The following is a 20,316-nucleotide window of genomic DNA, read 5'->3' on the forward strand; positions in this document are numbered from 1 at the left end:
GATAATGCCGGCGAAGGGATTTGAGGCTTATCTCAAGTCCTTTGCCACCCAACTCTTGAGGTGCAAAGTGTTTAAAAAATGTCTTCCGCTTTTACTGCTGTGCGCAGCGCCTGCCTTCGCTAAACCTGTACTGACCGTCTATACCTACGACTCGTTCGCAGCTGACTGGGGCCCGGGCCCGACAATCAAAAAAGCCTTTGAAGCTGACTGCAACTGCGAGCTAAAGCTGGTGGCGCTGGAAGATGGCGTCTCGCTGCTTAACCGCTTGCGCATGGAAGGAAAAAACAGCAAAGCCGACGTCGTGCTGGGTCTGGATAACAACCTTCTGGAAGCCGCCACACAAACCAAACTGTTTGCCAAAAGCGGTGTAGCAAACGACGCCGTTAACGTACCCGGCGGCTGGAAAAATGACACCTTTGTTCCGTTTGATTACGGCTACTTCGCTTTTGTCTATGATAAAAACAAGCTGAAAAATCCGCCCAAAAGCCTGAAAGAACTGGTAGAGAGCGACCAAAAATGGCGCGTAATTTATCAGGATCCGCGCACCAGCACGCCGGGATTGGGTCTGTTGCTATGGATGCAGAAAGTCTATGGCGATAAAGCGCCAGAGGCATGGCAGAAACTGGCAGCCAAAACCGTCACCGTCACCAAGGGCTGGAGCGAAGCCTACGGCCTGTTCCTGAAAGGTGAAAGCGATCTGGTGCTCAGCTACACCACCTCTCCGGCCTATCACATCATTGCCGATAAAAAAGACAACTACGCCGCGGCCAACTTTAGCGAAGGCCACTATTTACAGGTGGAAGTCGCCGCCCGTACCGCAGCCAGCAAGCAGCCGGAACTGGCCGAGAAATTCCTGAAGTTTATGGTATCCCCGGCATTCCAGAATGCGATTCCGACCGGCAACTGGATGTATCCCGTGACGCAAGTCGCCCTACCACCAGGATTCGAGCAACTGAATAAACCGGCCACCCCGCTGGAATTTACGCCGCAGCAGGTTGCGGCTCAACGTCAGGCATGGATTAGCGAATGGCAACGCGCCGTCAGCCGTTAATCCCCGGCTGGCTGGTTCCAGGGCTTACCGCCGCCACGCTGATGGTGGCCGTTGCCCTGGCCGCATTTTTGGCACTGTGGTTTAACGCCCCACAGGGAGAGTGGCTCTCGCTGTGGCAAGATGACTACCTGTGGCACGTGGTGCGCTTTTCTTTCTGGCAGGCTTTTTTATCCGCAGTGTTGTCGGTTGTCCCGGCGATTTTCCTTGCCAGAGCGCTCTATCGTCGTCGTTTTCCAGGACGTCTGGCGCTGCTGCGTCTGTGCGCAATGACGTTAATCCTGCCAGTGCTGGTCGCGGTATTCGGTATTCTTAGCGTCTACGGCCGCCAGGGTTGGCTGGCCTCGCTCTGGCATACATTCGGGCTGGAGTGGACGTTTTCGCCATATGGTTTGCAGGGCATTCTGCTGGCGCATGTCTTTTTCAATCTGCCGATGGCCAGCCGCCTGCTGTTACAGTCGCTGGAGAATATTCCCGGCGAACAGCGGCAGTTAGCCGCTCAGCTGGGTATGCGTGGCTGGCATTTCTTCCGTTTTGTTGAATGGCCGTGGCTGCGTCGTCAGATCCTGCCCGTCGCGGCACTCATCTTTATGCTGTGCTTCGCCAGCTTCGCCACCGTTCTGTCGCTGGGCGGCGGGCCACAGGCCACCACCATCGAGCTGGCTATCTACCAGGCGCTGAATTTTGATTACGATCCTGCCCGCGCAGCCATGCTGGCGTTGATCCAGATGGTTTGTTGTTTGGCGCTGGTGCTCCTCAGTCAACGTCTGAGCCGGGCGATTGCTCCCGGTGCTACCCTGGTACAAGGCTGGCGCGATCCCGACGATCGCCTGCACAGCCGACTGGCTGACGCAATCCTGATTATTCTTGCCCTGTTGCTGTTATTGCCGCCGTTGCTGGCGGTGATTGTCGATGGCTTAAACCGCCATGTTCTGGATGTACTGATGCAGCCAGTGCTGTGGCAGGCGCTGGGAACCTCACTGCGTATCGCGCTGGCGGCAGGGGCATTGTGCGTGATACTCACCATGATGCTGTTATGGAGCAGTCGTGAACTGCGCGCCCGACAGCAGCTGCTGGCAGGTCAGATGCTGGAGTTGAGCGGCATGATGATCCTCGCCATGCCGGGCATCGTGTTAGCTACCGGCTTCTTTCTGCTGCTCAATAACACCACTGGTCTTCCTGAATCTGCCGACAGCATTGTCATTTTTACCAATGCGCTGATGGCGATCCCTTATGCACTGAAGGTACTGGAAAACCCAATGCGTGACGTCACTGCGCGCTACAGTATGTTGTGCCAGTCGTTGGGCATTGAGGGATGGTCGCGCCTGAAAGTGGTTGAACTGCGCGCCCTGAAGTGCCCGCTGGCGCAGGCGATGGCGTTTGCCTGCGTCCTGTCGATTGGCGATTTTGGCGTAGTGGCGTTATTTGGTAATGAGGATTTCCGTACCCTGCCGTTTTATTTATATCAGCAGATTGGCTCTTATCGCAGTCAGGATGGCGCAGTTACGGCGTTATTACTGCTGATCCTGTGCTTTACGCTGTTTACCGTTATTGAGAAATTGCCGGGTCGAAATGTTAAAACTGATTGATATCACATGGCTGTATCACCATTTGCCTATGCGCTTTACGCTATCGGTCACGCGCGGTGAGCAAATAGCTGTACTCGGGCCCAGCGGCGCCGGGAAAAGTACGCTGCTGAATCTGATTGCCGGCTTTCTCACGCCTGCCAGCGGTGCCATGATGATTGATGGTGAAGATCACACCACCACGCCGCCCTCACGCCGTCCTGTTTCCATGCTGTTTCAGGAAAACAACCTGTTCAGCCATCTGAGCGTACAGCAAAACATCGGCCTGGGCCTTAATCCGGGATTGAAGCTGAACACATCGCAGCGGGAGAAAATGCACCACATCGCTCAACAAATGGGACTCGACTCTCTGCTGGAACGCCTCCCCGGCGAACTTTCCGGCGGGCAGCGACAGCGCGTGGCGCTGGCGCGTTGTCTGGTGCGGGAACAACCTATTTTACTGCTTGATGAACCGTTCTCAGCGCTCGATCCCGCGCTGCGCCAGGAGATGCTAACGCTGGTCGCCGAAGTCTGTCGCGAGAAGCAGCTGACGTTGCTGATGGTTTCTCACAGCGTAGAAGATGCCGCGCGAATTGCGTCCCGCTCGATTGTGGTCGCCGACGGGCGCATCGCGTGGCAGGGCAAAACGGACGATCTGTTAAGCGGCAACGCCAGCGCCTCGGCGCTATTGGGCATTAAAGCATAATGCGTTGCCGGATGACGGCGTGAACGCCTTATCCGGCCTGTAGGTCGCACATTTTGTAGGCCGGATAAGGCGAAGCCGCCATCCCGCAAAGGTATCGTCAGTAACCTACAACCTTACGCAGAATGTCGATATACACCGGCATCAGCGGATGGCGCAGTAACGCCACCAGCGCGACCACGCCGATCCCGAGCGTTAACGGCGCCAGATACAGCAAACGGCTACGGGGGAAATACGCCGTTAAGCGATCAACAGCCGCTTTGCCACTACGCCATAGCCGCCAGCAAAACCAGCCGCCCACCCAGAGCAACACCGCCGTCGCCAGCAGCAACCATTTAAAATCCCCGCTCTGCATATCAGAAGGGATATCAATTGCCGCTCCCGCCAGGATCCCCGGCAGGAAGTAGAACGGTGGCCACAGCACGCAGCCAATAATATTCGGGACGATAAATTTAGCGACAGGCAGATCCAGCATGCCTGCTACCATCGGCACCAGCGGGCGCGTCGGTCCGACAAAACGCCCCACCAGAATAGTAAACATGCTGTGTTGATGCAGGGCGTGCTCGGTTTTATCCAGCAGCGCCTTGTTCTTTTTCATGAATGACCAACGGTGCAGCGGCTTTTTAAAGCGCCAGCCCAACCAGAAGGAGATCCAGTCCCCCAACAGGCAGCCGACAATGCCCGCAAGCCAGGCATGCCAGAAGTTCAGTTCGCCGCTGCCAATCAGCGCGCCCAACCCCGCCATCATCACGGTCCCGGGCAGAATCAGACCAACCAGCGCCAACGACTCCAAAAAAGCCACCAGAAGTACGGCGATCAGAGAGTACAGAGCGGACTGGAGAATAAAGTGTTCCAGCAATGCTTGCATAATGTGTCCGTCAAATTTACGAAGCAGGGATTTTGATAACCCCTCTCAACTTCGTCAAGCCATCAATTGTCTGAATAGATTGCGAGTTATGACAACTTTCAGGATACATCATTCACTTTTTATTCACATCCAGCGCGAAACTCGCTCGGACTGGCACCGGTACATTTTTTGAAAACACGAGAGAAATAGAGCTGGTCGTCAAAGCCAACATTGCGACCTACGGTGGCGATAGGCATACGTGTGGTACTCAGCAGCAGCTTCGCCTGGCTGATGCGCTGGTCCTCGCGCCAGCTTAATACACTGATACCCAACTGCTGACGGAACAGATGCGACAAACGGGAAGGCGACAGGCAGACATGCTGTGCGACGCTGGCGATATCAAAATTGCTGTCCGCCAGGTGATCGCTGATGTACTGGCAGGCATCGCGAACGCGGTTGTCCATGGGCGGGTGTAGCGATTCATTGATGGCTTCCATACGTCGGAGCAACAACTGCTCCAGTAAATTAATCGCCAGCAGTTCAGAATAACGACCTTCTCCCTGCCCGGCGTTAATTATTTGCCCAAACAGCTCGTTAAAATGCGGCTGATGTGCTTCATCCGGGCGGAAAAAACCGGTCTGGCCAAAAATGGCCGGCCAGGTCAGCCACTCCTGCCAGTAGGCGCGCGGGCGAAAGTAAACCCACTGGTGATACCACTCGCTGGCATCAGGATGGCGCCCGTAGTGGTGAATTTCTCCGGGTGGAAACAACAGAATATCGCCAGGCCGGCAGACAAACTGCTTGCCCTGATTATTGATAACCCCTTCGCCACGGATGGTGAGATTGAGGATATAACCCTTCATACCCAGCGGCCTGTCGATAAAAAAATCCAGGTATCCGTTCGCCTCAATGGGGGTTAATCCGGCCACCAAATGCGCGTTAAACGAATAACCTGGCAACAGGGGATCGTTTTGCGTTTCAGCCATAATTTCAATACTCCCTATGTCCTGCCAAGAAACAATTTGTCCATATTACGCCAGACATCATCGCTGTCGCCCCTGCGGGCCGCTGTATTTGCGGCAATGGACCACCAACCCCGCTTGTGAAAAGCTCTTTGTAAAAAACATGTACTACGCCAACGTCAAAATCGGCTAACAAAAGTGTCTATAACTACGGCAGAAATGTCCACATTGATTATTTGCACAGCGTCACACTTTGTGATGTCACAGCATTTTAGTCCATAAGATTAGCGGATCCTGCCTGACGGTTTTTATCGCTACTCACTACTGTTTATCCATACCCGTATTTTTGGATGGAGTAAGACGATGGCGATTGCAATTGGCCTCGATTTTGGTAGTGATTCAGTACGCGCTTTGGCGGTGGAATGTGCCACCGGCGAAGAGATCGCCACCAGCGTTGAGTGGTACCCACGTTGGCAGGAAGGGCAGTATTGCGATGGCCCAAACAACCAGTTTCGCCATCATCCGCGCGACTACATTGAGTCCATGGAAGCGGCGCTGAAAACCGTACTGGCCGAACTGAGCGCTGAGCAACGCGCGGAAGTGGTCGGGATTGGCGTTGACAGTACCGGCTCAACCCCGGCACCCATCGATGCAGACGGTAATGTACTGGCGCTGCGTCCGGAGTTCGCGGAAAACCCGAATGCGATGTTTGTCCTGTGGAAAGATCACACCTCAGTAGAAGAAGCCGAAGAAATCACCCGCCTGTGCCATACACCGGGCAAGATCGATTACTCCCGCTATATCGGCGGCATTTATTCCAGCGAATGGTTCTGGGCCAAAATCCTGCATGTCACTCGTCAGGACCACGCAGTTGCCGAGGCTGCGGTTTCGTGGATTGAGCTATGCGACTGGGTTCCGGCCCTGCTCTCCAACACCGTACGCCCACAGGATATTCGTCGCGGTCGCTGCAGCGCCGGGCATAAATCTCTATGGCATGAAAGCTGGGGTGGTCTGCCGCCAGCCATTTTCTTTGACGAACTCGACCCCATCCTCAACCGCCATCTGCAATACCCAATGTTTACCGATACCTTCACCGCAGATCTGCCGGTTGGCACCCTGTGCACCGAGTGGGCACAGCGCCTGGGACTACCGGAAAGTGTGGTAATTGCAGGCGGTGCTTTTGACTGCCATATGGGCGCGGTCGGCGCAGGTGCACAGCCTAACACGCTGGTGAAAGTCATCGGCACGTCAACCTGCGACATTCTGATTGCCGACAAGCAAAGCGTTGGCGAGCGTGCGGTGAAAGGCATTTGCGGCCAGGTTGATGGCAGCGTGGTACCTAATTTTATTGGTCTCGAAGCTGGTCAGTCTGCATTCGGCGATATCTATGCCTGGTTTAGCCGCGTGCTGAGCTGGCCGCTGGAACAGCTTGCCGTACAGCATCCGGAACTGCAGACCCAGATTAAAGCCAGTCAAAAACAGCTGCTGCCTGCGCTCACCGAAGCCTGGGCGAAAAATCCGTCGCTGGATCACCTGCCGGTGGTGCTCGACTGGTTCAATGGTCGTCGTACGCCGAATGCCAACCAGCGTCTGAAAGGCGTCATTACCGACCTGAATCTGGCAACCGATGCACCAGCGCTGTTCGGTGGTCTGATTGCCGCCACGGCCTTTGGCGCACGCGCCATCATGGAATGCTTCACCGAACAAGGCATTGCGGTTAACAACGTGATGGCGCTTGGCGGTATCGCGCGCAAGAACCCGGTCATCATGCAGGCCTGCTGTGACGTGCTGAACCGTCCGCTACAGATTGTCGCTTCAGACCAGTGCTGCGCACTCGGTGCAGCTATCTTCGCCGCCGTTGCCGCGAAAGTACACGCCGATATCCCTGCCGCTCAGCAGCAGATGGCAAGCGCCGTGGAAAACACGCTGCAACCTCGCCCAGAGCAGGCTCAACGTTTTGAACAGCTTTACCGCCGCTATCAGCAGTGGGCAGTAAGCGCTGAACAGCAATACCTTCCGACTGCCGCTCCGGCGCAACAAGCCCCGGTAGACCTGGCAACCCTGACACATTAAGGACACGACAATGACGATTTTTGATAACTATGAAGTGTGGTTTGTGATTGGTAGCCAGCATCTGTATGGCCCTGAAACCCTGCGTCAGGTAACCCAACATGCCGAGCACGTCGTTAACGCACTGAATACTGAAGCCAAACTGCCCTGCAAGCTGGTATTAAAACCGCTGGGCACTTCCCCTGATGAGATTACCGCTATCTGTCGTGACGCGAACTACGACGATCGCTGTGCAGGGATGGTGGTCTGGCTGCATACCTTCTCCCCGGCCAAAATGTGGATTAACGGCCTGACTATCCTCAACAAGCCGCTGATGCAGTTCCACACCCAGTTCAACGCCGCCCTGCCGTGGGAGAGCATTGATATGGACTTTATGAACCTGAATCAGACCGCGCACGGCGGTCGTGAGTTCGGCTTCATCGGCGCGCGTATGCGTCAGCAGCATGCTGTGGTCACCGGTCACTGGCAGGATAAACAAGCGCACGAACGCATTGGCTCCTGGATGCGCCAGGCCGTGTCCAAACAGGATACCCGCCACCTGAAAGTCTGCCGTTTTGGCGACAACATGCGTGAAGTTGCGGTCACCGATGGCGATAAAGTCGCTGCGCAGATCAAGTTCGGCTTCTCGGTAAACACCTGGGCCGTGGGCGATCTGGTGCAGGTAGTGAACGCAATTAGCGACGGCGAAATCAACGCGCTAATCGATGAGTACGAAAGCACCTACACCATGACGGCGGCGACGCAAGTCCACGGTGAAAAACGTCAGAACGTCCTGGAAGCGGCCCGTATTGAACTGGGGATGAAGCGCTTCCTGGAACAGGGCGGATTCCACGCCTTCACCACCACATTTGAAGATTTACACGGCCTGAAACAGCTCCCTGGTCTGGCCGTACAGCGTCTGATGCAGCAAGGCTACGGCTTTGCGGGCGAAGGCGACTGGAAAACCGCCGCTCTGCTTCGCATCATGAAGGTGATGTCAACCGGTCTGCAGGGCGGCACCTCATTTATGGAGGATTACACCTACCACTTCGAGAAAGGCAACGATCTGGTGCTCGGCTCGCACATGCTGGAAGTGTGCCCGTCCATCGCGGTGGAAGAGAAACCGATCCTCGACGTACAGCACCTCGGCATTGGTGGTAAAGACGATCCTGCCCGTCTGATCTTCAACACCAAAACCGGCCCGGCAGTGGTTGCCAGCCTGATCGATCTCGGCGATCGCTATCGCCTGCTGGTTAACTGCATCGACACGGTACAAACGCCGCACTCCCTGCCAAAACTGCCTGTCGCTAACGCGCTGTGGAAAGCTCAACCGGATCTGCCAACCGCTTCTGAAGCCTGGATCCTTGCCGGTGGCGCGCACCACACCGTGTTCAGCCACGCGCTGGATCTGAACGATATGCGCCAGTTCGCTGAAATGCACGATATCGAGATCGCAGTGATCGATAACGATACCCGCCTGCCGGCCTTTAAGGACGCGCTGCGCTGGAACGAAGTGTATTACGGGTTCAAACGTTAATTGGTGAAACGGATTGCCCGGTGGCATTTCATTTACCGGGCCTACAAATTACGTAGGCCGGATAAGCGAAGCGCCATCCGGCATTCAGGAGTTAACATGCTAGAAGATCTTAAACGTCAGGTACTGGAAGCGAATCTGGCGCTGCCAAAGCACAACCTGGTGACGCTGACCTGGGGAAACGTTAGCGCCGTCGATCGCGAGCGCGGCGTGTTTGTGATTAAACCTTCGGGAGTCGATTACAGCGTAATGACCGCCGACGATATGGTGGTAGTCAGTATCGCCACGGGTGAAGTTGTAGAAGGTACGAAGAAACCTTCCTCAGATACCCCAACACACCGTTTGCTGTATCAGGCATTCCCGACCATTGGCGGCATTGTTCACACCCATTCGCGTCATGCAACCATCTGGGCGCAGGCGGGTCAGTCGATTCCTGCAACGGGGACCACCCATGCGGACTATTTCTACGGTTCGATTCCCTGCACACGCAAAATGACCGACGAAGAAATCAATGGCGAATATGAATGGGAAACCGGTAACGTAATCGTTGAAACCTTTGAAAAACAAGGTATTGATGCCGCACAGATGCCTGGCGTGCTGGTGCACTCTCACGGTCCATTTGCCTGGGGAAAAAATGCCGAAGATGCGGTGCATAACGCCATCGTGCTGGAAGAAGTAGCCTATATGGGGATTTTCTGCCGCCAGCTCGCGCCGCAATTACCGGATATGCAGCAAACCCTGCTAGATAAACACTACCTGCGCAAACACGGTGCAAAAGCGTATTACGGGCAGTAAAAGAAATAAGCGCGCAGATAATCTACGCGCTCCTTTATAGTTATTCGCTATAATATTCGGCGAATGAACCTTGGTATACACAATCATTTGAACAGATATAATCAATTACATTATCATAGTGTCCATGAGCCTTATTTCCTTCCAGACAATGGAAAAAGATATAATCTGTAATCGTCGCCTGCCACTTCTGCCCGTTCAGCAGATAATTAATCACTGTATCTTTGTGTCCCTTACTTTTGTCATTACCCTGCCAGTGAAAAAAAGCGCTACCATTTTCAATAATTTCAGCATTCCACAACTTACCGTCCCATGTTTTATATAAAATATACTTGCTCACAGTTTTAATCGCTGGATTAGAAATCATTGTGTTAACAAACATATAGTTCTGATATTTAATGCCAAGCTGATGTTTGGAAAGAACGTTCATAAAAACTCCATTTTTTCAAAATTAATATTAAAAGGACAAAAAATGCACAAGCCATCGACAAAATAAAATTATATTCACAGAGAATTTCCCGACAAAATTGAATTGAAACTGCTTAGTTAGAACAATAACAACCCCATTTAAATATATTATATTTAAGATAATGACCCAAACATTTCGAATGAAAGTTTTACACTAACAGCTAATAAAAACAAATAAAAATATAATTTTTTTACTAATCCGAGAAATATGTAGCAAAATCAAATGAGCACTATTCCTAAAAAATAAAAAAAGTATGAAAACGAACTTGTAATTAACAATTAAAACATAAACAACGTAATTAATGGAAACTAATGTACAAATACCAGCTATAACATATCTATCTGTAGCCTATCAAAGCTATTTTATTCATATATTGCATATGAAGATAACATTGTCAGGTAGGAATAATTATTTTACTCAGGAAAGCGTATTACGGGCAGTAACCTCTTCTGAGCATGACAACTGTATAAAATCACAGCTAATCTATCAGAACCAGGCTATAATAATGCCTGGTTTTTTGACGGATACGCAGCGTGGCGCAAGCAGGTTTTATTTTAACCCGGCACTGGCGGGACACCCCGCAGGGAACTGAGGTCTCATTCTGGCTGGCTACAGACGATGGGCCGCTGCAGGTCACGCTCGCGCCTAAGGAGTCGGTCGCGTTTATTCCCACCAGTCAGGTTCCTCGCGTAATGTCATTATTACGCACTGAAAACGGCTATCGCCTGAAATCGCTGCAATTGCAAGACTTCCACCGCCAGCCTGTTTCCGGACTGTATTGCCGCTCACATCGCCAGCTCATGCGATTGGAAAAACTGCTGCGCGAAAACGCAGTCACCGTCTATGAGGGCGACGTACGCCCACCTGAGCGGTATCTGATGGAGCGCTTTATCACCTCCCCTGTTTGGGTCGAAGGCGACAGACATAATGACATGCTGCTGAATGCCCGCCTGAAGCCGAACCCTGACTATCGACCACCGCTAAAATGGGTATCGCTGGATATTGAAACCACGCGCCACGGCGAACTCTATTGCATCGGTCTTGAAGGCTGTGGGCAGCGTATTGTCTACATGCTCGGCCCGCCAAACGGCGACGCCTCTACGCTTGATTTTGAACTTAAGTACGTAGCAAGCCGCCCGCAGTTGCTGGAAAAACTCAATGACTGGATTGCCCGTCACGATCCTGATGTGATAATCGGCTGGAACGTCGTGCAATTCGATTTACGCGTCCTGCAAAAGCACGCCGAACGTTACCGCATTCCCCTGCGTTTTGGTCGTGATAATAGCGAACTGGAGTGGCGCGAGCATGGCTTCAAAAACGGCGTGTTCTTCGCGCAGGCCAAAGGTCGTCTGATCATTGACGGCATTGAAGCACTCAAATCCGCCTTCTGGAATTTCTCGTCATTCTCGCTGGAAACGGTGTCACAGGAGCTGCTGGGCGAAGGGAAGTCGATTGATAATCCGTGGGACAGAATGGACGAAATTGACCGTCGGTTTGCCCAGGATAAACCCGCGCTCGCCACCTACAATCTCAAAGACTGTGAGCTGGTCACGCGCATTTTTCATAAAACCGAGATCATGCCATTTCTGCTGGAGCGCTCGACGGTCAACGGTCTGCCGGTCGACCGTCACGGTGGTTCGGTTGCCGCCTTCGGCCACCTCTACCTTCCGCGCATGCACCGGGCGGGTTATGTGGCGCCGAATCTCGGTGAAGTCCCCGCGCACGCCAGTCCCGGCGGCTATGTGATGGACTCGCGCCCAGGCTTATACGACTCCGTACTGGTGCTGGATTACAAAAGCCTGTATCCCTCAATAATTCGTACTTTTTTAATCGATCCGGTGGGGCTTATCGAAGGGATGGCGCAGCCGGATCCGGAACACAGCACCGAAGGTTTCCTTGACGCCTGGTTTTCACGCAAAAAGCACTGCCTGCCGGAAATCGTTACACAGATCTGGCACGGGCGCGAAGAAGCAAAACGCCGCGGCAATAAACCGCTCTCGCAGGCGTTGAAAATCATCATGAACGCATTTTACGGCGTGCTGGGCACCACCGCCTGTCGCTTTTTCGACCCGAGACTGGCCTCGTCCATTACCATGCGCGGCCATGCGATCATGCGCCAGACCAAAGCGTTAATTGAGGCTCAGGGTTACGATGTCATTTATGGCGATACCGATTCCACCTTTGTCTGGCTGAAAAAGGCGCACTCAGAAGACGATGCAGCCCGAATTGGTCGGGAACTGGTGAGCTATGTCAACACCTGGTGGGCGCAATCGCTGAAGCAACAAAATCTGACCAGCGCGCTGGAGCTGGAATTTGAAACCCATTTTTGTCGCTTTCTGATGCCGACCATTCGCGGTGCAGATACCGGAAGTAAAAAACGCTATGCGGGGATGATTCAGGACGGTGCAGAGCAACGTATGGTGTTTAAGGGACTGGAAACGGTACGAACCGACTGGACGCCGCTGGCCCAACAGTTTCAGCAGGAGCTATACCTGCGAATTTTTCGTAACGAACCTTATCAGGAGTTTGTTCGCGAGACTATTGACCGTCTGATGGCCGGTGAAATGGATGAACAACTGGTGTACCGCAAGCGCCTGCGTCGCCCGTTAAGTGAATACCAGCGAAATGTTCCACCACACGTTCGTGCCGCGCGACTCGCCGATGAGCAGAATGTAAAGCTGGGGCGTCCGCCACAGTATCAGAATCGCGGAACCATAAAATATGTCTGGACGATCAATGGCCCAGAACCTGTTGATTATCAGCTATCTGTACTCGATTACGAGCATTATCTGACCCGCCAGATCCAACCCGTTGCCGAGGGAATTCTTCCCTTTATTGACGATAATTTTGCTACACTACTCACAGGACAACTGGGGTTATTTTGACGCGTGACGAAACCGCCGCCATCCAGTACCATAGCGCCCTTTCCATTCCTGGACCCATTTAACACCACTACCACTGATTTATTAGCCTGGTAGCGGGGTCGTATGCTCTCAATAACGGGGATTAGCCCGGAAAATGACGAGTATTGCCTGCAATTAAAGATATAGAGCCGAACATATATGCCTTTTACACTTGGTCAACGCTGGATCAGCGATACAGAAAGCGAATTGGGACTTGGTACTGTTGTCGCCATGGATGCGCGAACCGTCACTTTACTTTTCTCATCGACGGGCGAAAACCGTCTGTATGCGCGCAGTGATTCCCCCGTGACCCGCGTGATGTTCAATCCTGGCGATACGATAACAAGCCATGAAGGCTGGCAACTGCATGTCGATGAAGTAAAAGAAGAAAATGGCCTGCTTGCCTATATCGGAACCCGCCTGGATACCGAAGAAACCGGTGTCATGCTGCGTGAAGTACTGCTCGACAGCAAACTGGTATTCAGCAAACCGCAAGATCGCCTGTTTGCCGGTCAGATTGACCGCATGGATCGCTTTGCTCTGCGCTATCGCGCCCGTAAATTTCAGAGCGAACAATACCGTATGCCGTGGAGTGGGTTGCGTGGTCAACGTACCAGCCTGATTCCTCACCAGCTTAACATTGCTCATGATGTTGGCCGTCGTCATGCTCCTCGCGTTTTACTGGCAGACGAAGTGGGTTTAGGTAAAACCATTGAAGCCGGGATGATCCTGCATCAACAACTGCTGTCCGGCGCCGCAGAGCGCGTGCTGATCATCGTCCCAGAGACATTACAGCACCAGTGGCTGGTCGAAATGCTGCGCCGTTTCAACCTGCGTTTTGCGCTGTTTGATGATGAGCGTTATGCAGAAGCGCAGCACGACGCCTACAACCCGTTTGAAACCGAACAACTGGTCATCTGCTCGCTGGACTTTGCCCGTCGTAATAAACAACGTCTGGAGCACCTGTGTGACGCCGAGTGGGATCTGCTGATTGTCGATGAAGCCCATCACCTGGTGTGGAGCGAAGACGCGCCCAGCCGCGAATATATGGCCATTGAACAACTGGCAGAACGTGTGCCGGGCATCCTGCTGCTAACCGCTACACCGGAGCAGCTGGGCATGGAAAGTCACTTTGCACGCCTGCGCCTGCTGGACCCGAGCCGTTTCCACGATTTCGCCCAGTTTGTTGAAGAGCAAAAAAATTATCGTCCGGTCGCCGACGCCGTCGCCATGCTGCTGGCAGGCAACAAGCTGAGTAACAATGAGCTGAACATGTTAGGCGACATGATTGGCGAGCAGGACATTGAGCCGCTATTGCAGGCGGCAAACAGCGACAGCGAAGACGCCCAGAGCGCGCGTCAGGAGCTGGTTTCGATGCTGATGGACCGCCATGGCACCAGCCGTGTGCTGTTCCGTAACACCCGTAACGGTGTAAAAGGCTTCCCGAAACGCGAGCTGCATACCATCAAGCTGCCGCTGCCGACCCAATACCAGACGGCGATTAAAGTCTCCGGCATTATGGGCGCGCGTAAAAGTGCAGAAGACCGGGCGCGCGACATGCTCTACCCGGAACAGATTTATCAGGAATTCGAAGGCGACACCGGCACCTGGTGGAACTTTGACCCGCGCGTGGAATGGCTGATGGGCTACCTGACCAGCCACCGCTCGCAAAAAGTGCTGGTTATCTGCGCGAAAGCCACTACCGCGCTTCAGCTGGAACAGGTTCTGCGCGAACGCGAAGGTATCCGCGCTGCCGTATTCCATGAAGGGATGTCGATCATTGAACGTGACCGCGCCGCGGCCTGGTTTAGCGAAGAAGATAGCGGTGCCCAGGTAATGCTGTGCTCTGAAATCGGCTCCGAAGGGCGTAACTTCCAGTTCGCCAGCAATCTGGTGATGTTTGACCTGCCGTTCAACCCGGATCTGCTGGAGCAGCGTATTGGCCGTCTTGACCGTATTGGTCAGGCGCATGATATTCAGATTCACGTTCCGTACCTGGAAAAAACCGCGCAATCCGTGCTGGTGCGCTGGTACCACGAAGGTCTGGACGCGTTCGAACACACCTGCCCGACCGGCCGTACCATCTATGACACGGTCTATAACAATCTGATCGGCTACCTGGCTGAACCAGAAAATACCGAGGGCTTTGACGATCTGATCAAAACCTGCCGCGAACAGCATGACGCGCTGAAAGCACAGCTGGAGCAAGGTCGCGATCGCCTGCTGGAGATCCACTCTAACGGCGGCGAAAAAGCACTGGCGTTGGCTGAAAGTATTGAAGAACAGGACGACGATACCAGCCTGATCGCCTTCGCCATGAACCTGTTTGATATCGTCGGTATTAATCAGGATGACCGTGGCGACAATTTGATCGTACTGACGCCGTCCGATCATATGCTGGTGCCGGATTTCCCTGGGCTGCCGGAAGATGGCTGCACCATTACGTTCGAGCGCGATGTCGCCCTGTCACGTGAAGACGCACAGTTTATTACCTGGGAGCATCCGCTGATCCGCAATGGTCTGGATCTGATCCTCTCCGGCGACACCGGAAGCAGCACTATTTCGTTGTTGAAAAACAAAGCATTACCTGTTGGTACGCTGCTGGTTGAGCTGGTCTATGTCGTTGAAGCGCAAGCGCCGAAACAGCTGCAGTTGAACCGCTTCCTGCCGCCAACGCCGGTACGCATGCTGCTGGATAAAAACGGCAATAACCTTGCTGCACAGGTTGAGTTCGAAACCTTTAACCGTCAGCTCAGCGCCGTTAACCGCCACACCGGCAGCAAACTGGTCAACGCCGTGCAGCAGGATGTTCATGCCATTCTGCAACTCGGTGAAGCGCAGGTGGAAAAATCAGCCCGCGCGCTGATCGACGCAGCGCGTAAAGAAGCTGACGAGAAGCTGACGGCAGAACTTTCCCGTCTCGAAGCGCTGCGTGCCGTTAACCCGAACATCCGTGATGACGAACTTAGCGCAATTGAAAGCAACCGTCAGCAGGTGATGGAAAGCCTGGATCAGGCGGGCTGGCGTCTCGATGCCCTGCGCTTGATCGTCGTGACGCATCAGTAACGGAGCCATACATGGGGATGGAAAACTACAATCCGCCGCAGGAACCCTGGCTGGTCATCCTGTATCAGGATGACCACATTATGGTGGTCAACAAGCCGAGCGGCTTGTTGTCTGTGCCAGGTCGTCTGGATGAGCACAAAGACAGCGTGATGACGCGTATTCAGCGCGATTATCCGCAGGCTGAATCCGTGCATCGTCTGGATATGGCAACCAGCGGCGTGATTGTAGTCGCGCTAACCAAAGCGGCAGAGCGCGAGCTAAAACGCCAGTTTCGCGAGCGCGAACCGAAAAAACAGTATGTCGCACGCGTCTGGGGGCATCCTGCTCCGGCCGAGGGTCTGGTTGATTTACCGCTGATTTGCGACTGGCCAAACAGGCCAAAGCAAAAAGTGTGTTATGAGACCGGGAAATCGGCGCAGACCGAGTATGAAGTTGTGGAGTTCGCGGCGGATAACACCGCCCGGGTCGTGCTCAAACCCATTACCGGACGCTCCCACCAGCTGCGTGTGCATATGCTGGCTTTAGGGCATCCTATCCTGGGCGACCGCTTCTATGCTCCGCCGGAAGCTCTGGCGTTAGCGCCGCGCCTGTTGCTGCATGCAGAGATGTTAACCATCACGCATCCCGAATACGGCAACAGTATGACGTTTAAAGTCCCGGCAGATTTTTAAATTCTGAGCCAATTTATGCCGGGGGCGCTTCGCTTGCCCGGCCTACATTCATTAACGTAGGCCGGATAAGGCGCTAGCCGCATCCGGCAATTCAATCACTTGAATCCTTTTTGATCCTTAATCAGCTCGTAAGCTTTTTGGATTTCCTGCGCTTTTTGCTTCGCCATTTCCATCATCTCTGGCGGCAGACCTTTCGCAACCAGTTTGTCCGGATGGTGCTCGCTCATCAGCTTACGGTAAGCGCGCTTGATGGTGGTCGCATCGTCGGTCGTTTTCACACCCAGCACATTACAGGCGTCTTCCAGCGTCGGGCCGCGTTGCGCCTGCTGCCAGCCACCGCCGCCAGACTGCTGCTGATATCCGCCGCCAAACTGTGCGCCGCCCTGCATCATGCGCAGGAACTGATCAAATTGGGTGCGTGAGATCCCCAACTCTTCAGCAATCACATACAGCACTTCACGTTCGTTAGGATGCAACGACCCATCGGCAAATGCAGCCTGGATCTGAATCTCCAGAAACATGCGGATCAGATCGAATCGACCAAAACAGACGCTGCGAAACTGACGCATCTTTTCACGTAATGGGTAATTATCCGATTTTCCTACCCGGAAGGCATGTTGTGCTGCCGTTCGCGAGTCACCATGCAAATTCATCCGATCCATCAACTGGCTGGCGATATGAATATCGGCTTCCGTGACACGACCTTTGGATTTGGTCAGATGTCCCATCACCTCAAAAGTGGTGGCAAAAAACAGCGCCTGGCGTTCACGTTGGTTGGCAAACCACGCCATTTTGCGCATGCGGGCTTTGTCGAACATGTGGCCAACTAACAGCCCCAGAACCACACCCCAGAAGCCGCCGCCCATCATTAAGGCCACGGCTACACCAATTATCTTTCCCCAATACTGCATAGACTCCCCAAATCTTTCCGCTCTCAGCCAGGCTATGTCCCACAATATAAGGTGCTTTTACCGATTTACGGCTGCGGTCAATTGTGGGACATCGCCTATAATTTGCATTATCATACCTGTCATTCAATGCCGTGCCTAACACCACAAACGCTATACCCGTTGGATTTCGAGTTGCAGCAAGGCGGCAACGTAGTGAGTCCCCTGGAGCTTACCCATGTAAGTGACTGGGGTGAACGAGGAAGACAACGAAGATGCAGCTTGAAAGGTGGCGGGTATAAAATGGGCAGGATTAATACTAGCGAAGTGAAGATGAGATAAGTTAGGCTGTGACCGTTTGTCACGCGCGACGCTACTGATGATGGAACAATAAATACAACGTATGAAAAAACGTATTCCCACTCTTCTGGCCACCATGATTGCCAGCGCCCTCTATAGCCATCAGGGCCTGGCAGCCGATCTCGCCTCACAGTGTATGCTGGGCGTGCCGAGCTATGACCGTCCTCTGGTACAGGGCGAGACTAATGAGTTACCCGTCACCATCAATGCCGACAACGCAAAAGGGAATTATCCCGATGACGCGGTGTTTACCGGCAACGTGGATATCGCACAGGGTAACAGCCGCCTGCAGGCCGACGAAGTACAGCTTCATCAGAAGCAGGCTGAAGGCCAGCCGGAGCCAATACGTACCGTCGATGCGTTGGGCAATGTCCATTATGACGACAATCAGGTTATTCTGAAGGGGCCGAAGGGCTGGTCCAATCTGAATACCAAAGATACCAACATCTGGGAAGGTGATTACCAGATGGTCGGCCGTCAGGGGCGCGGGAAAGCCGACCTGATGAAACAGCGTGGGGAAAACCGTTATACCATTCTGGAAAACGGTAGCTTTACCTCCTGTCTGCCAGGTTCAGATACCTGGAGCGTCGTCGGTAGCGAAGTTATCCACGACCGTGAAGAACAGGTCGCAGAGATCTGGAACGCCCGTTTTAAACTGGGTCCGGTTCCGGTCTTTTATAGTCCTTATTTACAGTTACCCGTCGGCGATAAGCGCCGTTCCGGTTTCCTGATCCCGAACGCAAAATATTCCTCCAATAACTATTTTGAGTTCTACCTCCCGTATTACTGGAACATTGCGCCCAATATGGACGCCACCATCACGCCACATTATATGCACCGTCGTGGCGGGATCATGTGGGAGAACGAATTCCGCTACCTCACCCAGGCGGGTGCGGGCTTGATGGAGTTCGACTATCTGAATTCCGATAAAGTGTACGAGGACGAACATCCGAAGGATGACAACTCACGCCGCTGGCTGTTCTACTGGCAGCACTCTGGCGTAATGGACCAGGTGTGGCGTTTCAACGTCGACTACACCAAGGTCAGCGACACCAGCTACTTTAACGATTTCGATAATAAATACGGTTCCAGTACCGACGGCTACGCCACGCAGAAATTCAGCGTCGGCTACGCGGTACAAAACTTTGACGCTACGGTATCGACCAAGCAGTTCCAGGTGTTCGATTCCGCAAACAGTAACAGTTACTCTGCCCAGCCGCAGTTAGACGTCAACTACTACCAAAATGACGTCGGTCCGTTTGATACCCGTATTTATGGCCAGGCGGTCCATTTCGTCAATACCAATGACAACATGCCGGAAGCAACGCGTGTTCACCTGGAACCGACGATCAATCTGCCGTTGTCGAATAACTGGGGTAGTATCAATACCGAAGCGAAGCTGCTGGCAACGCACTACCAGCAGACCAATCTGGATTGGTATAACAGTAATCCGAAGAACACTAAGCTGGATGATTCCGCCAACCGCGTCATGCCGCAGTTTAAAGTCGACGGCAAGATGGTATTCGAGCGTGACATGCAAATGCTGGCGCCGGGTTATACCCAGACGCTGGAGCCGCGCGCGCAGTACCTGTACGTCCCATATCGCGATCAAAGTCATATCTATAACTATGACTCCTCCTTGCTGCAATCTGACTACACCGGCCTGTTCCGTGACCGTACTTATGGTGGCCTGGACCGTATTGCTTCTGCCAACCAGGTGACGACGGGGGTCACATCTCGCGTTTATGATGACGCGGCCGTTGAACGTTTTAATATTTCTGTGGGTCAAATCTACTATTTCACCGAGTCTCGCACCGGCGATGACCATACAGAATGGGAGAATGACGACAAAACAGGTTCACTGGTATGGGCGGGCGATACCTACTGGCGCATCTCCGATCGTTGGGGTTTACGCAGTGGGATCCAGTACGACACGCGTCTGGATAGCATCGCAACCAGCAATAGCAGTATCGAATACCGCCGCGACGAAAACCGTATGCTGCAATTGAACTACCGTTATGCCAGCCCAGAGTATATTAAGGCCGCTGTACCTTCACGTGATGTAACTAACGCCCAGTATGAAAACGGGATTTCGCAGGTGGGCGCGGTGGCAAGCTTCCCGATTGCTGAGCGTTGGTCGATTGTTGGTGCTTACTACTTCGATACCAAGGTGAACAAAGAAGCAGATTCAATGCTGGGCTTACAGTACAACTCCTGCTGTTACGCCATTCGCTTCGGCTACGAGCGTAAGCTGAACGGTTGGGATAATACCCAGCAACACGCGATTTATGACAACACGATCGGCTTTAATATCGAACTGCGCGGTCTGAGCTCCAACTACGGTCTCGGCACCAACCAAATGCTGCGTTCGAACATTTTGCCGTATCAAAGCTCTTTATGATCTGATTTATTGATACCCAATGGATTTCGAGCTGCATTGAGGCGGCAACTGAGAGAATC

The 20,316-nt window shown here is 53.3% G+C and carries 14 protein-coding genes; 10 read left to right on the forward strand and 4 right to left on the reverse strand.

Translation table 11 applies throughout. The features are described from left to right. Positions 1 to 67: 67 nt before the first annotated feature. The 3 genes from thiB to thiQ are packed head-to-tail and all read left to right on the forward strand — an operon-like array spanning position 68 to position 3,319. Positions 68 to 1,051, forward strand: a complete 984-nt coding sequence (thiB, locus tag OGY33_RS22820; protein ID WP_057067389.1) for a thiamine ABC transporter substrate binding subunit — start codon at positions 68 to 70, stop codon at positions 1,049 to 1,051. After that, the gene (thiP, locus tag OGY33_RS22825) at positions 1,027 to 2,637 is read left to right on the forward strand and encodes a thiamine/thiamine pyrophosphate ABC transporter permease ThiP (RefSeq protein WP_191238863.1); all 1,611 of its coding nucleotides are present in this window, start codon (positions 1,027 to 1,029) and stop codon (positions 2,635 to 2,637) included. The genes thiB and thiP overlap by 25 nt, the downstream gene beginning before the upstream one ends. Then, positions 2,621 to 3,319, forward strand: coding sequence for a thiamine ABC transporter ATP-binding protein ThiQ (gene thiQ, locus OGY33_RS22830; RefSeq protein ID WP_191238864.1), 699 nt, complete (start codon positions 2,621 to 2,623; stop codon positions 3,317 to 3,319). The genes thiP and thiQ overlap by 17 nt, the downstream gene beginning before the upstream one ends. A 97-nt stretch (positions 3,320 to 3,416) precedes the next feature. On the opposite strand, the gene OGY33_RS22835 is transcribed toward thiQ, so the two are convergent. After that, a complete protein-coding gene (locus OGY33_RS22835; RefSeq protein WP_003829584.1) occupies positions 3,417 to 4,184 on the reverse strand; it encodes a DedA family protein in 768 nt (255 codons plus the stop codon). 119 nt (positions 4,185 to 4,303) lie between these two features. Next, on the reverse strand, positions 4,304 to 5,149 hold the full coding sequence (gene araC, locus OGY33_RS22840) for an arabinose operon transcriptional regulator AraC (RefSeq protein ID WP_003829586.1): 846 nt from the start codon (positions 5,147 to 5,149) through the stop codon (positions 4,304 to 4,306). 339 nt (positions 5,150 to 5,488) lie between these two features. On the opposite strand from araC, the gene araB reads away from it, so the two are divergent. The 3 genes from araB to araD all read left to right on the forward strand — a co-directional run bounded on the left by araB (position 5,489) and on the right by araD (position 9,503). Next, positions 5,489 to 7,198 (forward strand): ribulokinase, encoded by a 1,710-nt coding sequence (araB, locus tag OGY33_RS22845; RefSeq protein ID WP_191238865.1) that lies wholly within the window; start codon positions 5,489 to 5,491, stop codon positions 7,196 to 7,198. A 10-nt stretch (positions 7,199 to 7,208) separates the two neighbouring features. Further along, a complete protein-coding gene (gene araA, locus OGY33_RS22850) occupies positions 7,209 to 8,711 on the forward strand; it encodes an L-arabinose isomerase (RefSeq protein ID WP_168978648.1) in 1,503 nt (500 codons plus the stop codon). A gap of 96 nt (positions 8,712 to 8,807) precedes the next feature. Beyond that, positions 8,808 to 9,503: an L-ribulose-5-phosphate 4-epimerase gene (gene araD, locus OGY33_RS22855; RefSeq protein ID WP_048214955.1), complete on the forward strand. Its 696-nt coding sequence runs from the start codon at positions 8,808 to 8,810 to the stop codon at positions 9,501 to 9,503. Positions 9,504 to 9,543: 40 nt separating this feature from the next. Here the strand turns inward: araD and OGY33_RS22860 are convergent, their stop codons facing one another. Further along, on the reverse strand, positions 9,544 to 9,930 hold the full coding sequence (locus tag OGY33_RS22860) for a DUF4751 family protein (RefSeq protein WP_048214956.1): 387 nt from the start codon (positions 9,928 to 9,930) through the stop codon (positions 9,544 to 9,546). Between the two features lie 572 nt (positions 9,931 to 10,502). Between OGY33_RS22860 and polB the strand changes: the two genes are divergently transcribed. The 3 genes from polB to rluA all read left to right on the forward strand — a co-directional run bounded on the left by polB (position 10,503) and on the right by rluA (position 16,609). Beyond that, positions 10,503 to 12,854 carry a DNA polymerase II gene (gene polB / locus OGY33_RS22865; RefSeq protein WP_191238866.1) on the forward strand — a complete coding sequence of 784 codons (2,352 nt, stop codon included), beginning with the start codon at positions 10,503 to 10,505 and terminating at the stop codon, positions 12,852 to 12,854. A 177-nt stretch (positions 12,855 to 13,031) separates the two neighbouring features. Then, complete coding sequence (rapA, locus tag OGY33_RS22870; protein WP_048236149.1) at positions 13,032 to 15,938, forward strand: RNA polymerase-associated protein RapA; 2,907 nt, start codon at positions 13,032 to 13,034, stop codon at positions 15,936 to 15,938. Between the two features lie 11 nt (positions 15,939 to 15,949). Continuing rightward, positions 15,950 to 16,609: a bifunctional tRNA pseudouridine(32) synthase/23S rRNA pseudouridine(746) synthase RluA gene (rluA, locus tag OGY33_RS22875; protein ID WP_008786174.1), complete on the forward strand. Its 660-nt coding sequence runs from the start codon at positions 15,950 to 15,952 to the stop codon at positions 16,607 to 16,609. A 95-nt stretch (positions 16,610 to 16,704) separates the two neighbouring features. Here rluA and djlA read toward each other — a convergent pair whose 3' ends face one another. Beyond that, on the reverse strand, positions 16,705 to 17,520 hold the full coding sequence (djlA, locus tag OGY33_RS22880; protein ID WP_008786173.1) for a co-chaperone DjlA: 816 nt from the start codon (positions 17,518 to 17,520) through the stop codon (positions 16,705 to 16,707). Positions 17,521 to 17,899: 379 nt separating this feature from the next. On the opposite strand from djlA, the gene lptD reads away from it, so the two are divergent. Then, a complete protein-coding gene (gene lptD / locus OGY33_RS22885; RefSeq protein WP_191238867.1) occupies positions 17,900 to 20,257 on the forward strand; it encodes an LPS assembly protein LptD in 2,358 nt (785 codons plus the stop codon). Positions 20,258 to 20,316: the final 59 nt, after the last annotated feature.

This window comes from Citrobacter sp. Cpo032 (assembly GCF_030332975.1).
Taxonomy (GTDB): domain Bacteria; phylum Pseudomonadota; class Gammaproteobacteria; order Enterobacterales; family Enterobacteriaceae; genus Citrobacter; species Citrobacter portucalensis.

What these genes read in the sequence shown, in the direction of transcription:
- thiP (WP_191238863.1), top strand. Translation starts at nt 1,027, where the DNA reads ATGGCAACGCGCCGTCAGCCGTTAATCCCCGGCTGGCTGGTTCCAGGG.
- thiQ (WP_191238864.1), top strand. Translation starts at nt 2,621, where the DNA reads ATGTTAAAACTGATTGATATCACATGGCTGTATCACCATTTGCCTATG.
- OGY33_RS22835 (WP_003829584.1), bottom strand. Translation starts at nt 4,184, where the DNA reads ATGCAAGCATTGCTGGAACACTTTATTCTCCAGTCCGCTCTGTACTCT.
- araC (WP_003829586.1), bottom strand. Translation starts at nt 5,149, where the DNA reads ATGGCTGAAACGCAAAACGATCCCCTGTTGCCAGGTTATTCGTTTAAC.
- araB (WP_191238865.1), top strand. Translation starts at nt 5,489, where the DNA reads ATGGCGATTGCAATTGGCCTCGATTTTGGTAGTGATTCAGTACGCGCT.
- araA (WP_168978648.1), top strand. Translation starts at nt 7,209, where the DNA reads ATGACGATTTTTGATAACTATGAAGTGTGGTTTGTGATTGGTAGCCAG.
- araD (WP_048214955.1), top strand. Translation starts at nt 8,808, where the DNA reads ATGCTAGAAGATCTTAAACGTCAGGTACTGGAAGCGAATCTGGCGCTG.
- OGY33_RS22860 (WP_048214956.1), bottom strand. Translation starts at nt 9,930, where the DNA reads ATGAACGTTCTTTCCAAACATCAGCTTGGCATTAAATATCAGAACTAT.
- rapA (WP_048236149.1), top strand. Translation starts at nt 13,032, where the DNA reads ATGCCTTTTACACTTGGTCAACGCTGGATCAGCGATACAGAAAGCGAA.
- rluA (WP_008786174.1), top strand. Translation starts at nt 15,950, where the DNA reads ATGGGGATGGAAAACTACAATCCGCCGCAGGAACCCTGGCTGGTCATC.
- djlA (WP_008786173.1), bottom strand. Translation starts at nt 17,520, where the DNA reads ATGCAGTATTGGGGAAAGATAATTGGTGTAGCCGTGGCCTTAATGATG.
- lptD (WP_191238867.1), top strand. Translation starts at nt 17,900, where the DNA reads ATGAAAAAACGTATTCCCACTCTTCTGGCCACCATGATTGCCAGCGCC.